Source organism: Marinobacter shengliensis, from assembly GCF_030297115.1.
Classification (GTDB): domain Bacteria; phylum Pseudomonadota; class Gammaproteobacteria; order Pseudomonadales; family Oleiphilaceae; genus Marinobacter; species Marinobacter shengliensis.
This window is the reverse complement of record NZ_AP028062.1, coordinates 1374784-1389203: the sequence shown is the minus strand read 5'-3', so window position 1 is coordinate 1389203 and position 14420 is coordinate 1374784. Positions and strand designations below refer to the sequence as shown.

The window sequence follows — 14420 nt, the reverse complement described above, 5'->3', positions numbered from 1 at the left end:
AAAAACACGTATATTCTACGGACTGATTTACTTGCTAAGGATATCTGAATGCTGTTCGCAATGATTTTCGGTGGCCTGATCGGTTATGCCTTTGGCCGGTTTCCGGGATTCCTGGTGGGGGCTGCCATTGGCGCATTCCTGTTCCAGCGGATGAAGAGCCGGCTGATAGGCAAGATTCAGAGCCTGCAAAACAACTTCGTTGAATCCGTGTTTGCCGTCATGGGCGCCCTGTGCAAGGCCGACGGCGTGGTGACCCGGGACGAGATTCAACTGGCGGAGGCGATGTTTGAACGGTTTCGTTTGAACGAAGAGCAAAAAGCCATCGCCCGGGACGCCTTCAACCGTGGCAAGCAACCGGATTTCGACCTGGACGCGGAGCTCAACCGCTTTTTGCAGAACTCCGGCCGCCAGCCCGCGTTTCTGCAGATGTTCCTGCAGGTTCAGGTGTCGGCGGTGGCCGCGGATGGCCAGGTGCACCCGGCCGAGCACGAGATGCTGGTGCGTATTGCCCGGGGCCTTGGCCTGCCAGAAAGCCAGGTAGACCAACTGGAAGCCATGCTGCGCGGCGCCCATGCCGGGCATGCCGGCGGCAGCCCGAACTACTCCTCGGGGCAGCAGATTGAGGACGCCTACAAGGTACTGGGGGTATCCGCCTCTGCCTCCGATGCAGAGATCAAACGCGCTTACCGCAAGCTGATGAGTGAGAACCACCCGGATAAACTGGCCGGGCGCGGCATGCCCGAGAGCATGCGGGAGATGGCGGAAGAGCGCACTCGTGAAATCAGCCACGCCTACGATGTGATCAAAGACGCCCGAAAACAGGCATCCTGACGACAGCCGTCAGAACCAGCGGGGCACCCTTGCCCGGTAAACCTCATAGTCCTGGCCAAAGCGCTGAGCCAGGGCTTTTTCTTCCTCTTTTGCCTGGCGGGTAATCACCAGCACACCCGCCACCAGGCAAACCAGCGAAAACGCACTGGGCAATGCCAGAAAGAAGCCCAGCTGCCCGGTCATAACCGCCAGAAACAACGGATTTCGGGAACGACTGTAGGGGCCATGAGTCAGCAGCCTGGCCTTATCTGCAGTGGGTGCGATACCGGAGCGCCAGTCTTCGTGCATATACGCCTGCAGGTAATTCACCGCCGTGAACGATGCCAGCAGTAACACCGCACCGGCCAACAGAACCGGCCCGTGATACAGCCAGGCAAATACCCCGAGCCAGCCATCCAGGTCGACAAAAATCCGCGCCAGACACACCAGAAGAATCGCCGCGCGAAAGACATTGAAGATGTGGCGATGCCACCAGGTCGCTTTGCCCCGGGCACCGTAATGAATGTGACTGAACCCCATACGGGCGTATAAGCCCAGTGTTCTGGCGGAGAACTGCAGGCCAATCATCAGAAAAAAGATGCCGAGAAACGTTCGGACAGCGGGTTCAATCAGATCCATTTATGCATTCTGGTTCAACAGGTTGGCTATCAGCTTACTGTCTGATTCCGGTTATTGAAAGTGATCAGAATCAATCACCCGTTCGCTGGTTTTAACGGAGCATGTGACGCGATACCCAAAATGACATGCCATCACGTTTTCAGGTGAGTTATCGTTAGACGATCTGATCAGTCTGGAGTACACCATGCAGTCCGAACACCAAGGTCCATTCCATTGTTTTCGTGATGATGCCATGGGCGAGGATGACGCAACCGCCCTGGCGGCGCGCATTCGTGCTGGTGAGGTGTCAGCGCTGGACGTCACGAAAGCCGCCATTGAACGGGCTGAAATGGCACAGCCGGTGATTAACGGACTGGTTGCCACGGATTACGACCGAAGCCTCTCGTTTGCTCGCAGCCTCGCAAAGCCTGAGGCCCCGTTTGCCGGTGTGCCCACGTTTATCAAAGACAACACCGACGTTCAGGGCCTGCCAACGCGCCATGGCTCGGCGGCCGTGCCCAGCAATACCGCCAGCAAAACCAGCCCGTTCGCCGAGCAGATGTTGGCGCAGGGCTACCTGTGTCTGGGCAAGAGCACGCTGCCGGAATTCGGCTTCAATGCCACCACCGAGCCGGCCCATGGCGCCGCCACCCGTAACCCCTGGAACCTGCAATACTCCTCCGGCGCTTCCTCGGGTGGCGCTGCCGCCCTGGTGGCCGCCGGCGTTGTGCCTGTGGCCCATGCCAACGATGGTGGCGGGTCTATCCGAATCCCGGCGGCCTGCTGTGGGCTGATTGGGCTGAAACCCACCCGGGGCCGTGTGGTGGATAACGAGGCCGCCAAAACCCTGCCCATCAATATTGTCAGTGATGGAGTGGTCAGCCGCTCTGTACGGGATTCCGCAGGCTTCATTGCAGCCGCGGACGAGTATTTACGCAACCCGGCCCTTCCCCGAGTGGGCCATGTGCAGGGTCCGTCAGGAAAGCAGCTGAGGATCGGAGTGGTTCTGGACTCGGTGACCGGCCACAAAACAGACCCGAAAACCCGCAAAACCGTGGAGGCCACCGCGCGCTATCTCGAGAAACTCGGGCATATCATCGAGCCGATGGATGCTCCCATTCCAGCGTCTTTTCCTGACGACTTTGCACTTTACTGGGGATTGCTGGCCTTCGGCGTGAAACTGCAGGGGCACAAGTTGATGCACCCTCAGTTCGATAAGCGGCAAGTTGACGGACTGACCAACGGCCTGGAGAGAATGTTCCGGAAGAAACTCTGGAAATTGCCTGCGGCGCTCTGGCGACTCAAGCGCTCGCAGCAGGACTATGCGCGGCATATGTCCCAATACGATGCCGTGCTGACCCCGGTACTCGGCCAGACGACACCGCCACTGGGGCACCTGAGCCCGACAGTGCCGTTTGACCAGCTGTTTGACAGGCTGACCCGGTACGTCTGTTTCACTCCGTTAGCCAACACCACCGGGGCACCGGCCATCTCCGTACCCATGGCACTCACAGACGCGGGCCTGCCCGTTTCCGTTCAGTTCATGGCTCGACACGGTGATGAGCGCACCCTGCTGGAACTGGCTTACGCGCTTGAAGCCGACCATCCACTGCCCCTCATCTCACGCCTGGGCGATAATCGCTACGCGGGTGATGTGGCACTGATGGCCTGACCCTGATGCCGGTTAGCCACTACCCGGTTTCTGCCCTGCCCCTTGGCCTCGTAGAGTGCCTCGTCGGCGCAGGAAAAGATTTCCTTGGTGGCATCGGCACGGGAAGGTGACACACTGCACACGCCAATACTGACGGTCAGGTGGAGCATTTCACCGGACACCCGGAAGGCGGTCTTCTCGATTTCCTTCCGAATCCGCTCTGCTACCCGCTCGGCACCGTCTCCGGGAGTATCCGGCAGCAGTACCACAAACTCTTCCCCGCCATAGCGGGCAGCGAGATCCTGGGGGCGCGTCACGTGGCGCTTGATGCACTGGGCCACCATTTTCAGACAATCATCACCCACCAGATGGCCGTAGGTATCGTTGAATTTCTTGAAATGGTCGATATCCAGCACCAGCAGTGACACGACTTCCTCAAACCGGTAGGCATGAACCACCGATGACTGGAACGCCTTGTCGAAATGCCCCCGGTTTTTCAGGCCCGTTAGCGGGTCTGTGGCATTCAATTCCAGCAACTGCTCGTTCAGGGTTTCCAGATCCCGGGTACGTTCCTGCACCCGCTCTTCCAGCATGGCGTTGGCCTCCTGCTGCACCCGCAGCGACTTCTCCTGAGCCAGGCGAGCCTTGCGTTCTTCACGCAGGAGCCTCTGCTGCGCGGCAAATGAACGCTTCTTCTCCCGGTTCAGGCGGTCTGCCAGGGCCAGTGAGAGCAGGATGACACCGAGTGCCGAGCCCACCTGAGTGGCATTCTCTGTCAGCAGGTTGCGCGGCAGGAAGGTGAACTTGTTCAGGGCCAGTACAATTCCCCCAGACAGCATGAACACCCAGGCAACGGTGTAATAGCGAGCCGCCGGGTCTTTCTTGATCCAACGCACCACGCTCAGCACCAGCATGGTCGAACAGCCCACCGCAGCGATCAGAATGGTGGGCAGAATCATGTGCTTGTAGGGAATAAACAGACCTGCCCCAGCCATCAGGCCAGCGGCCATGATCATCGCCATGGTCCACCGGTTCAACAACGGGTGATTCTCACGGGTAACGCTGATAAAGCGGATACTGAAGGCCCCACCAAATACAATCACCAGATTCAGAAACACAATAATGGACTGATCGTTCCACCAGGTGCCTTCCGGCCAAAGGTACTGGAAACCAACCCCGTGAAGACTGGCCAGAAACAGGGGCATGGTGGTGATGTAGCCAACGTAATAGAGAAAACTGCGCTCGCCGACGGCCATGAACACAAACAGGTTGTACAGGATCATCACCAGGACAATGCCGTAGTAGATACCTTCCAGCATACTACGGCCCTGGTCGGCCGCATAAAACGCATCCCGCTCCCAGAGTGTCAGCGGCACCTGCATGGAGCTGGTAGTGTCCACCCGGAGGTATACCGTAACTGTTTCATTGGCTGGCAACAGCAAAGGCACCACAAAATGACGGTGGTGGATGGGCCGGTCGTAGAACGGCCGCTTGTCGCCCAGCAGAAGAGGTTCTTGAGCGTCAGGGAGGTAGACTTCGATGTGGTCCAAGACCGGGTAACCAATTTCCATGAAATTGACGGCTTCCACTCCGGTGACGTTGGTCACTCGGAAACGGAACCAGTACACATCATCGCTATAGCCGAAGTTAGCACTTTCATCGCCACCGGCGGTCCAGGATTCATCTGGTAACTGAGTTACCTCCGAGAACGAGGTTCGCCCGTTTTCCAACCAGTAATCGACATGGGGCGCCAGTTCCAGTCGCTTCGAGTGCTTGTCCCAGGTTGCCGGCTCTGCCAACACTGACGATGGCAGCAAAAGACTGAGGGCAAGAATGAGCAGTAACGAGAGTCTTGGCACAGTGGGCCTCGGGTATAAGCATTTAGTGTAGTTATGTGCTTATCAACGAGTATGCACCAAGCTTGGGCGCGGCGCCTGCCGCTACTACCAATCGACGCAAAATGACAAAAAAAGATACACACTGGTTATTAATCAAACACTTTTAGCCAATTGTTAAACGGGGCCTAAGAAAACACTTCAAGCACCCGGAGAAAGCTCTCTTCCGGCTCGGATACCAGTGTCAGCTCTTCGCCGGAGACCGGGTGCAACAACGACAGCCGGGTAGCCGCCAGCATCAACCGGCCCTCGCCAAACCGTTCAGCAAAATACCGGTTATGGCGCCCCCGGCCATGGTTAGCATCACCGATGATGGGGTGGTTGATGTGTTTCATATGGCGGCGTAGCTGATGCTTTCGGCCGGTTTTCGGGTATAGCTCCACCAGGCTGTACCGGCTGGAGGGATAGCGTTCAATGGCCACCGGAATCTCAGTGGTCGCCAGCCTTCGGAAGTGAGTGAGCGCTTCCCGCACAGGCTGTTCAGTTCCACGTAAACGCCGGTCTTCCGGCTCATCTTTCAGCGGGTGGTCAATCACGCCAGACTCGGGCGCCCACCCCCTCACCATCGCCAGATACGTTTTCTCCACCTCGCCCGCCATCATGGCCTGCCCAACCAACCGGGCAGTCTCCGGATCTCTGGCAAACAGCAAAACACCCGAGGTGGGCCGGTCCAGGCGATGCACCGGGTACACATGCTCGCCGCCATTCAGCGCACGGGCGTATTGCAGGGCAAACTCGGTTTCGTGTTTGTCGATGGGGCTTCTATGAACCAGAAGCCCCGCCGGTTTGTGGACCGCCAGCAGCCACTGATCGCGATAAAGTTCGACAAGAGGGTTGTCGGCGAATGGCATCAGGAATCCCGACCGAACAACGCCCGAACCCGCTGGCCGGCTTTTTCACCCAACACCAATAGCGCCGGCGTCAGGAGCAATGTCAGCAGGGTGGCAAAGGCAAGGCCACCGGCAATGGCGCTGGACAACTGTGTCCACCACTGCGTTGAAGGTGCTCCCAGCCCGAGCGACGGCTCCAGCAGGTTGACGTTGACGCCCAGCACCATGGGCATCAGGCCCAGAATGGTGGTGATGGCTGTCAACAGCACCGGCCGTAAACGCAGGCAACCGGTTTCCAGAGCGGCCTCGTAGGCGGCCTTGCCCTCTTTCTTCATCTGGTTGAAGGTATCAATCAGGATGATGTTGTTGTTCACCACAATGCCTGCCAGGGCGATGATTCCCATACCCACCATCACCACCCCGAAAGACTGGCCGTTGACCAGCAGGCCCAGCAGCACGCCGGCAGTCGACAGCACAATCGCCGACAGGATCAGGAAAGTCTGGTAGAGAGAGTTAAACTGGGTAACCAATATCAGCAGCATCAGGCCCACCGCCACCAGAAAAGCTGTGGTCAGGAAAGTGGCCGCCTGCTGCTGGTCTTCGTTTTCGCCGGCGAAGCGAACGCTTACCCCCTCGGGCGGCTCTGGCATTTCGGCCTGCAGGCTGCGCAAGACCTCATCCATGCGTCGGCCCGGGGCAACGTCGGATTTGATGGTGATGGTGCGCTGGCCGTCTACCCGGACAATGGAGCCGGTTTTATCACCCGGTTCGAGGCTGACAAATTCCGACAGTGACACCTGGCCGCGCGGGGTGTGGATGGTCTGGCGTTGCAGGTGGTCCAGCTCCCGCCAGTTGTTTGGAACCCGCACGGCAATATCGACTTCATCCCGGACATCTTCCGGCCGGTAGGTGGCCAGCACCAGGCCATTGGTGACCAGGCGCACGGCACTGCCTATGCTCAACACGTCGGTACCGAAGCGGGCCGCCGCTTCCCGGTCTACCTGCAGGCGCCACTCGATACCCGGCAGGCTGCGGTCATCCTCGATATCGGCGAAGCCACCCAATGCTCGCATCTGCCGCTGAATCTCATCCACATACCCATTCAGCTCGTCACTGTTCATACTGCTGACCTGAAGCTCTATGGGCTTGCCCTCTGCCGGGCCACCTTCCTGCTTGCGAAACTCCAGCTCGATACCAGGGATATCCCTGGTTCGTTCTCGAAAATCCTCCAGAATGTCGGTGGCGGTACGGCGGGTAAACCAGTCGTTGAACTGGAACTGCAACACCCCGATGACATCTGGCGCCAGCTGGCTGCTGGTTGACAGCATGGAACGCGCATACAGAGCTTTTACTTCCGGCATATTCTGCAAGCGCTGCTCCACCTGGCGCACAATGGCGTCTCTCTCCCACACAGACAGATCGCCCCGGGCGCGCACCTGCACCTGGGCAGAATCCGGTTCCACGCTGGGGAAAAATTCCACGCCGTGGTTGAAACGGCCATACGCCGCGTAGATCAGGATAATCACTCCCAACGCACCCAACAGGGTCAACCCCGGGCGGCGCAGTAAGGTGCCAAGGGTATTGCGGTAAATGATCATGAACCGCCCTTCCGTGGCGTCCTGGTGCACACGCCGGCCGCCACTGACACCGCCCATCACTGGCAGGAACACCAGAGCCATGGCCAGCGAAGCGATCAGACAAATCAGCACCGTCATCGGCAGGAACTTCATGAACTCGCCCACAACTCCAGGCCAGAACAACAGGGGTACGAACACCGCAAGCGTGGTGGCGGTTGAGGCTATAACCGGCCAGGCCATTCGCGAGGCGGCTTCTACCCAGGCGGTTTTCACCGGCTGACCATCGCTGAGGTTCCGGTCCGCCAGCTCAGACACCACAATGGCGCCATCCACCAGCATGCCCGCTACCAGAATCAGGCTAAACAGCACCACGATATTGAGGGTCAGCCCCATACTCCAAATCACTAGAATACCGGTCAGGAATGCGCCCGGAATGGTCAGCCCCACCAGGAACGCGGAGCGGGGCCCCATGGTGGCAATGACTACAATGATGACCAGCACGATGGCGGTCATCACGTTGTTCAGGAGGTCAGACAGAATATCCCGAACTTCATCGGACTGATCCATGATGTAACGAATGTCCAGAGTGTCTGGCAGCCGTGGCCTGGCGTCGTCGATCAGCGCGCGGATTTTCTCGATGGTTTCAATGATGTTGGCGCCTGAGCGTTTGGACACTTCCAGCACCAGTGCCGGCTCGCCGTTAATTCGAGCAAAACCGGTAGGGTCTTTGAAGGTGCGCTGCAGCATGGCCACATCGCCAAAGGTGACCACCGAATCGCCGTCTACCTTCACCGGCATCGACATCACATCCTCGATGGTCTCGATTACCCCCGGCACTTTCAGGGCCATCCGGCCATTGCCGGTGTCCAGGGAGCCAGCGGCAACCAGCTGATTATTGCGCGTGACCAGAGAGGCCAACTGGTCGAAGTCAATGCCGTAGCTCTCCAACACCTGGGCATCCACCACAATTTCCAGAAGATCCTCGCGGTCACCGCCAATGTCGACTTCCAGAACTTCCGGAATCGCTTCGATGGCATCCTGCAGGCGACGGGCAATGGTGATGAGCTCACGCTCGGAGAGTGGGCCAGACAAACCGATCGACAGCACGGGAAACAGGGAGACGTTGATCTCATTTACCCGGGGCTCGTCGGCTTCCTGGGGCAACTTGGTGCGGGCTGTGTCCACCTTTTCTCGGACATCCTGCAGCGCTTTGTCGGGATTGAAGCCTGCATCAAACTCCAGCATCACCGAGGCGTGACCTTCCGAGGCGTTGCCCCGCATCTCCTTGATGCCCTCCAGGGATCGCAGTTCCTGTTCCATGGGGCGCACCAATAGTCGTTCGGCGTCTTCGGGGCTGATGCCCTCCAGGGTCATGGATACATAGATCATGGGTATGGTGACGTCAGGGTTGGATTCCTTGGGAATCGCCTGATAGGCCGCCATGCCGCCCAGTAACAGAAACAGGAACAGCAACAAGGTGGTGCGGCTGCGGTCCATGGCCGCCGAAATCAGCGCTCGCATGGCCGTTAACCCCGCCGATCCGAGCGATCAACGGGCTCGACCTGTTCACCCTCGGCCACAAAACCGCCACCACGGGTAATCAGGCGAATCCGCTCCGGCAGGCCAGACACCCAGGCACCGTTGGTGGATACGCTCAACAGCTGAACGTTCTGGAAGACCACAGCGTTGCTGTCATCCACATATTTCACGCCGGGCCGGCCGTCATCGTCCAGGCTCAGATACGCCGGTGAGATAAAAATCGCATCCTGCTCGGGCAACCGGATATTCAGGTTGGCCGTGCCCCCGGCCGCGCGTTTCTGTTCGGGATTCTCCACTACAATTTCAACGGCAAAACTGCGGGTTTCGGGGCTTGCCGCGCTGGCAACAAAGCTGACCACGCCGGCCAGCCGTGTGCCATCCAGAAGATTAACCTCCACGGCCTGCCCCGGCTGAACATCCTTCACGGTTTGCTGCGGAATTCTGCCGGTGGCTTTCAGCCGGTCAATCTGCACCAGCTCCAGCATCGGCGTACCCACCTGCACCAGATCGCCCTGCTCCACATCTTTACGGTTAACCACGCCGTCAAACGGGGCCTCGGGCCGAAGGTGCCTGACCGCAAGTTCCGCAGCCGCCAGCTCCGCCCGGGCCGCCGCCAGGTCACTCTGCAGCCTGAGAATGTCGGTCTCCGCCGCCAGGTTGTTGGCCCTCAACCGGCGCCCGGCGGCAAGGTCAGCCTCCAGCTTTTGAATGTTGGCGCGCCAGCGCTCTACAACGGCGTCCCGGCCATCAACAGACAGCTGCAACAACTCCTGCCCGGCACGAACGCTTTGCCCCAGCTCTACCTGCATTCGCTCAACCGTGCCGGCTACCCGCGCACCCACCATCACCGAACGCCAGGGCTCAAGCTGGCCCTGTAGTTTCAGGGTTGGTTGGTAACGGGTTGCTTCAAGGGTCTCAATTTCAACCCGAATCCTTTCTGCATCCCGCACCTGTGGCTCATCCGGTGCCTCTTTACTGGCTACCTTTACATCGCCAGTCGCCATCCAGACAACCAGCAGCACAAGTATCAGAAGTGACAGCCCGAGAGAGCCCAATTTTGCTTTCGTCATGTAACACTCGCCACGGAATCGTTCTTATTGGTGGCCCTGACAACCCACGCTCGGCGGGCGAGGCCACATTTCCGGCAATAAACGGTTGCAACCGGATTTAAACGTGGGTTAGATTCTACACACATTGTTTGAATCAATTCAGAGCAGACTGTCGATTTTATGAATCTCAACGCAATGGTTGTCATCGTGAAGCTAGTCCTGGTGGTCGTGGTACCGTCCGGGGGCTTTTGCGTGGACAAGCGGGTGAGATAGCGACAACCTGACAAAGACACCAGAAACCCCCGGCACCGAAAGGTCCCGGGGGTTTCTTTTTTGCGGCAAAGAAAAAAGGGAAAAACGAGCATGAACGGCGCACAGCACATTCTTGAAGCGTTCCACCGCCACAACATCCATACCGTATTCGGCTATCCGGGTGGCTGCATCATGCCGCTATACGATGCCCTGGTGGACGATGTGGGTGTGGAGCACGTGCTGTGCCGCCACGAACAGGCGTGCGCCCTGGCTGCCGATGGATATGCTCGGGCCAGTGGCGAGATCGGCGTTTGCATTGCCACCTCTGGCCCCGGCGCCACCAACCTGATCACCGGCGTTGCCAATGCCTATATGGATTCCATCCCCATGCTGGTGATCACCGGGCAGGTTCCATCCGGATTGATTGGTACCGATGCCTTCCAGGAAACCGACATTCTGGGTATGACCCTGGGCATCGTGAAACACAGTTACCTGGTAGACGACGCCGAGGCCCTGCCCGCCATCATGGAAGAAGCCATTACCCTGGCCCAGAGCGGCCGGCCCGGACCGGTGTGGATTGATATTCCCAAAGACATTCAGTTAACGGAGATCGAGGCGCCGGCTGCTGCAACCTGCGCTCAGCCGGATCCGCTTCGCCCGGAGATTTCCGACGCGCTGGCCATGCTTTACTCAGCCAAACGCCCCCTGCTCTACAGTGGCGGCGGCGTATCTCTGGCCCGCGCGGAGGAAAGCTTCCGCGCCTTTGCCAACACATCAGCCCTGCCGGGTGTTGTGACCCTCAAGGGGATTGGCAACCCGGGCAAGAACAATCCTCACAGCCTCGGCATGTTGGGCATGCACGGCTCCCGGGCGGCCAATAAGGCGGTTGATGAATGCGACCTGCTGCTGGTTATCGGCGCCCGCCTGGACGACCGTGCCACCGGCAAACTGGACGGCTTCGCGCCCAACGCCCGGATGATTCACATCGACGCCGACGCCGCCGAGATCAACAAGCTGCGCCCGGCAGACCTGGCCCTGCGGGGTGACCTGAACCGGATATTGCCTGCGTTCACCGAGGCCTTGAAGGAAAAGCCACTGGCCATTGCCCACTGGCAAAAGCAATGCAGAACCTGGCACACCACCAGTGGCTTCCAGGCGGCGGACAACGAGGAAGCCCTGGCGCCGATCACCGGCCCCGCGTTTATCCGCCAGCTTTCACGGATTACGCCGGATGATACGGTCATCGCCTGTGACGTTGGCCAGCACCAGATGTGGGTTGCCCAACATTACGAATTCGACCACCCACGCCACCATCTGACCAGTGGCGGCCTGGGCACCATGGGCTTCGGCCTGCCGGCGGCCATTGGCGCCCAGTTTGCGAATCGTCGCGGCACGGTCATCAATGTCACCGGTGATGGCTCGTTCATGATGAACGCCCAGGAGCTGGCCACCATTCGCCGCTATAACCTGCCGCTGAAGCTGATCATTCTGGATAACCAGTGTCTGGGCATGGTGCGCCAGCAGCAGGAGTTGTTCTACGACAACCGGGAAAGCCACATCAATCTGGACGACAACCCGGATTTTGTGGCTATGGCGCGGGCGTTTGATATCCCGGCCCTGCACATTGAGCGCACCGATCAGATTCGCCGGGGCATTGAGACGATCCTGGCTTACGACGGCCCGATGTTGCTGCACGTGGCCATCAGCCGGGAGGAGAATGTCTGGCCGATTGTGAAACCCGGCGCCAGTAACCGAGACATGATTGACGAAAAACGTCGCACTACCACCAGCAAGGAGCACGTAGCATGAGCGCGCAAGCACAAACAGAGTTACCGAGTTATACGTTGAACTGTCGGATGAATCAGGAGGCGGCGGCGCTGGAGCGGCTTTGCCAGGTGGTTCGGGTTCGGGGGTTCCAGATTTCGCGTATGTCTATGGAGTCTGCCGATGACTACCTGGATATCGCCCTGACCCTTTCCGGCAGTCGGCCTATTGCCATGTTACGCTCTCAGCTGGAGAAGCTGCATACGGTTGTGGATGTGGGCCTTCAGGAGCAGGGGGCGTCGGTTCGCTCCGTTTCGGCTTAAGGGGCTGGCTTGGGCTCCTAGCTTTTGGGTTTGCGGGCGGGTACGTGGGGTGTGGGGTATTTTTCTTCTGGGAAAAACAACTCGCTTCGCTCAGACATCTTTTTCCCTGCCAGAAAAATACCCCACACCCCACTACCGACGGGCATTTCTGGTATAGGCTTTTTTTGCCTGCGGCGGCTTTTTTTTAAACTGTTGAGCTTTGGAGCTTTGGGGCTTTGTGGGTTTTGCTGGTGAGAGACTGATTTCGTTTACAACATTGGATTGGGAGGTATTGCTATGACCACGGACAAACGACGTCGTTATTCCGCACCGGTGGTGGATGGTATTAACAAGTCTGCCAGTCGCGCGATGTTGCGTGCGGTGGGGTTTCAGGATGAGGACTTTCGGAAGCCGCAGGTGGGTATTGCCTCTACCTGGAGTAATCTGACGCCCTGCAATATGCACATTGACGGTCTGGCCCGGGAAGCGGCCAAGGGGGCAGACGCAGCGGGGGGCAAAAGTCTGATTTTTAACACCATCACGATTTCAGACGGCATTGCCAACGGCACGGAGGGGATGAAGTATTCGCTGGTGTCGCGGGAGGTGATTGCGGATTCCATTGAAACCGTGGCCGGTTGTGAGGGTTTTGACGGGCTGGTGGCGATTGGTGGCTGTGACAAGAACATGCCGGGTTGCATGATGGGGTTGGCGCGGCTGAACCGGCCGTCGGTGTTTGTTTACGGCGGTACCATCATGCCCGGTGAGAATCACACCGATATCATTTCGGTTTTCGAAGCGGTGGGTGCCCATGCCCGCGGCAATATGGACCTGATTGAGGTGAAGCAGATCGAGGAAACCGCCATTCCGGGGCCGGGTTCCTGTGGGGGTATGTACACGGCCAATACCATGGCCTCGGCCATTGAGGCCATGGGCATGAGCCTGCCGGGCAGTTCGGCGCAGAATGCGGTGTCTGACACCAAACTGGCTGACTGCGAAGCCGCTGGTGCGGCGGTGCTGAAGCTGCTGGAAGCAGACATCAAGCCGTCCGACATCATGACTCGTGAGGCTTTCGAGAACGCGATTACCGTGGTCATTGCCCTGGGCGGTTCCACCAACGCGGTACTGCACCTGCTGGGCATGGCCAGTACGGTTGGTGTGGAGTTATCGCTGGATGACTTCGTGCGCATTGGCAAACAGGTTCCGGTGTTGGCGGACCTGCGCCCGTCTGGCCATTACATGATGTCGGAGCTGGTGGCCATCGGCGGTATCCAGCCGTTGATGAAGATGCTGCTGGAGAGGGGCCTGCTGCACGGCGACTGCATGACGGTGACCGGAAAAACCCTGGCTGAAAACCTCGCGACAGTTACCCCCTACCCGGAAGACCAGCAAATCATCCGGGCCTTTGAAAACCCCATCAAAGCAGACAGTCACTTGCGCATTCTGTTTGGCAACCTGGCACCGGAAGGCTCCGTCGCTAAGATCACCGGCAAGGAAGGCACCCACTTCTCCGGCCGGGCACGGGTGTTCCATTCCGAAGAAGAAGCCCAGGAGCGCATCCTTGACGGCACTGTGGTGGCCGGCGATGTGCTGGTCATCCGCTACGAAGGCCCCAAAGGCGGCCCCGGCATGCGGGAAATGCTCAGCCCAACTTCCGCCATCATGGGCAAGGGCCTGGGCAGCGATGTTGCCCTGATCACCGACGGCCGGTTCTCCGGCGGCAGCCACGGCTTCGTGGTTGGTCACATCACCCCGGAGGCGGCCGTTGGTGGGCCGATTGCCCTGGTAGAAGATGGCGACACCATCACCATTGATGCAGTCAACAACTCTATCATCCTGGAGCTCTCTGAAGAGGAAATGGAGAAACGCCGCAAAGCCTGGACGCCACCCGAGCCAAGATTCACTCGGGGTGTTCTCGCCAAGTATGCCCGGGTGGTCAGTTCTGCATCTACGGGGGCCGTTACTGACCTGCCCTAGTCCGGACTGGGGGTCGGGCTTGGGCTCCTAGCCTGCTGGTTGAGGGGCGGGTACCGTTTGGCTTGGGCTCCCAGCCTTCCGGTTTGCGGGCGGGCTTGCGGGGTGGCTGTTGAATTTTTTTTGGAAAAACAACTCGCTTCGCTCAGACATCTTTTTCCG

The 14420-nt window shown here is 58.9% G+C and carries 10 protein-coding genes; 5 read left to right on the top strand and 5 right to left on the bottom strand.

The genetic code is table 11. From position 1 onward, the window contains the following. Nucleotides 1-48 precede the first annotated feature (48 nt). Nucleotides 49-831, top strand: coding sequence for a co-chaperone DjlA (djlA, locus tag QUE75_RS06415; protein ID WP_058093084.1), 783 nt, complete (start codon nt 49-51; stop codon nt 829-831). 9 nt (nt 832-840) lie between these two features. Here djlA and QUE75_RS06410 read toward each other — a convergent pair whose 3' ends face one another. Beyond that, nucleotides 841-1449 (bottom strand): methyltransferase family protein, encoded by a 609-nt coding sequence (locus QUE75_RS06410; protein WP_286254478.1) that lies wholly within the window; start codon nt 1447-1449, stop codon nt 841-843. Nucleotides 1450-1633: 184 nt separating this feature from the next. Between QUE75_RS06410 and QUE75_RS06405 the strand changes: the two genes are divergently transcribed. Further along, on the top strand, nt 1634-3100 hold the full coding sequence (locus QUE75_RS06405) for an amidase (protein WP_286254477.1): 1467 nt from the start codon (nt 1634-1636) through the stop codon (nt 3098-3100). On the opposite strand, the gene QUE75_RS06400 is transcribed toward QUE75_RS06405, so the two are convergent. The 4 genes from QUE75_RS06400 to QUE75_RS06385 form a co-directional block, all read right to left on the bottom strand. Next, nucleotides 3070-4938: a sensor domain-containing diguanylate cyclase gene (locus tag QUE75_RS06400; protein WP_286254476.1), complete on the bottom strand. Its 1869-nt coding sequence runs from the start codon at nt 4936-4938 to the stop codon at nt 3070-3072. The genes QUE75_RS06405 and QUE75_RS06400 overlap by 31 nt on opposite strands. A 164-nt stretch (nt 4939-5102) precedes the next feature. Next, a complete protein-coding gene (locus tag QUE75_RS06395; protein ID WP_061331667.1) occupies nt 5103-5825 on the bottom strand; it encodes a pseudouridine synthase in 723 nt (240 codons plus the stop codon). Next, on the bottom strand, nt 5825-8902 hold the full coding sequence (locus tag QUE75_RS06390) for an efflux RND transporter permease subunit (RefSeq protein WP_286254475.1): 3078 nt from the start codon (nt 8900-8902) through the stop codon (nt 5825-5827). Before QUE75_RS06390 ends, QUE75_RS06395 begins: the two co-directional genes overlap by 1 nt. 5 nt (nt 8903-8907) lie before the next feature. After that, nucleotides 8908-9990 (bottom strand): efflux RND transporter periplasmic adaptor subunit, encoded by a 1083-nt coding sequence (locus QUE75_RS06385; RefSeq protein WP_286254474.1) that lies wholly within the window; start codon nt 9988-9990, stop codon nt 8908-8910. Between the two features lie 342 nt (nt 9991-10332). Here QUE75_RS06385 and ilvG point away from each other — a divergent pair, with 342 nt between their 5' ends. From ilvG to ilvD, 3 genes are all read left to right on the top strand, one after another. Further along, nucleotides 10333-12030 carry an acetolactate synthase 2 catalytic subunit gene (gene ilvG / locus QUE75_RS06380; RefSeq protein ID WP_286254471.1) on the top strand — a complete coding sequence of 566 codons (1698 nt, stop codon included), beginning with the start codon at nt 10333-10335 and terminating at the stop codon, nt 12028-12030. Beyond that, nucleotides 12027-12308 (top strand): ACT domain-containing protein, encoded by a 282-nt coding sequence (locus tag QUE75_RS06375; protein ID WP_286254469.1) that lies wholly within the window; start codon nt 12027-12029, stop codon nt 12306-12308. The genes ilvG and QUE75_RS06375 overlap by 4 nt, the downstream gene beginning before the upstream one ends. A gap of 276 nt (nt 12309-12584) precedes the next feature. Then, entirely contained in the window at nt 12585-14261 is a 1677-nt protein-coding gene (gene ilvD / locus QUE75_RS06370; protein WP_286254467.1) for a dihydroxy-acid dehydratase, read from the top strand. The last annotated feature ends 159 nt before the right edge of the window (nt 14262-14420 follow it).

Bases quoted from the DNA above. Each gene is read 5' to 3' on its own strand.
- djlA (WP_058093084.1), top strand. From the start codon at position 49: ATGCTGTTCGCAATGATTTTCGGTGGCCTGATCGGTTATGCCTTTGGC.
- QUE75_RS06410 (WP_286254478.1), bottom strand. From the start codon at position 1,449: ATGGATCTGATTGAACCCGCTGTCCGAACGTTTCTCGGCATCTTTTTT.
- QUE75_RS06405 (WP_286254477.1), top strand. From the start codon at position 1,634: ATGCAGTCCGAACACCAAGGTCCATTCCATTGTTTTCGTGATGATGCC.
- QUE75_RS06395 (WP_061331667.1), bottom strand. From the start codon at position 5,825: ATGCCATTCGCCGACAACCCTCTTGTCGAACTTTATCGCGATCAGTGG.
- QUE75_RS06390 (WP_286254475.1), bottom strand. From the start codon at position 8,902: ATGCGAGCGCTGATTTCGGCGGCCATGGACCGCAGCCGCACCACCTTG.
- QUE75_RS06385 (WP_286254474.1), bottom strand. From the start codon at position 9,990: ATGACGAAAGCAAAATTGGGCTCTCTCGGGCTGTCACTTCTGATACTT.
- ilvG (WP_286254471.1), top strand. From the start codon at position 10,333: ATGAACGGCGCACAGCACATTCTTGAAGCGTTCCACCGCCACAACATC.
- QUE75_RS06375 (WP_286254469.1), top strand. From the start codon at position 12,027: ATGAGCGCGCAAGCACAAACAGAGTTACCGAGTTATACGTTGAACTGT.
- ilvD (WP_286254467.1), top strand. From the start codon at position 12,585: ATGACCACGGACAAACGACGTCGTTATTCCGCACCGGTGGTGGATGGT.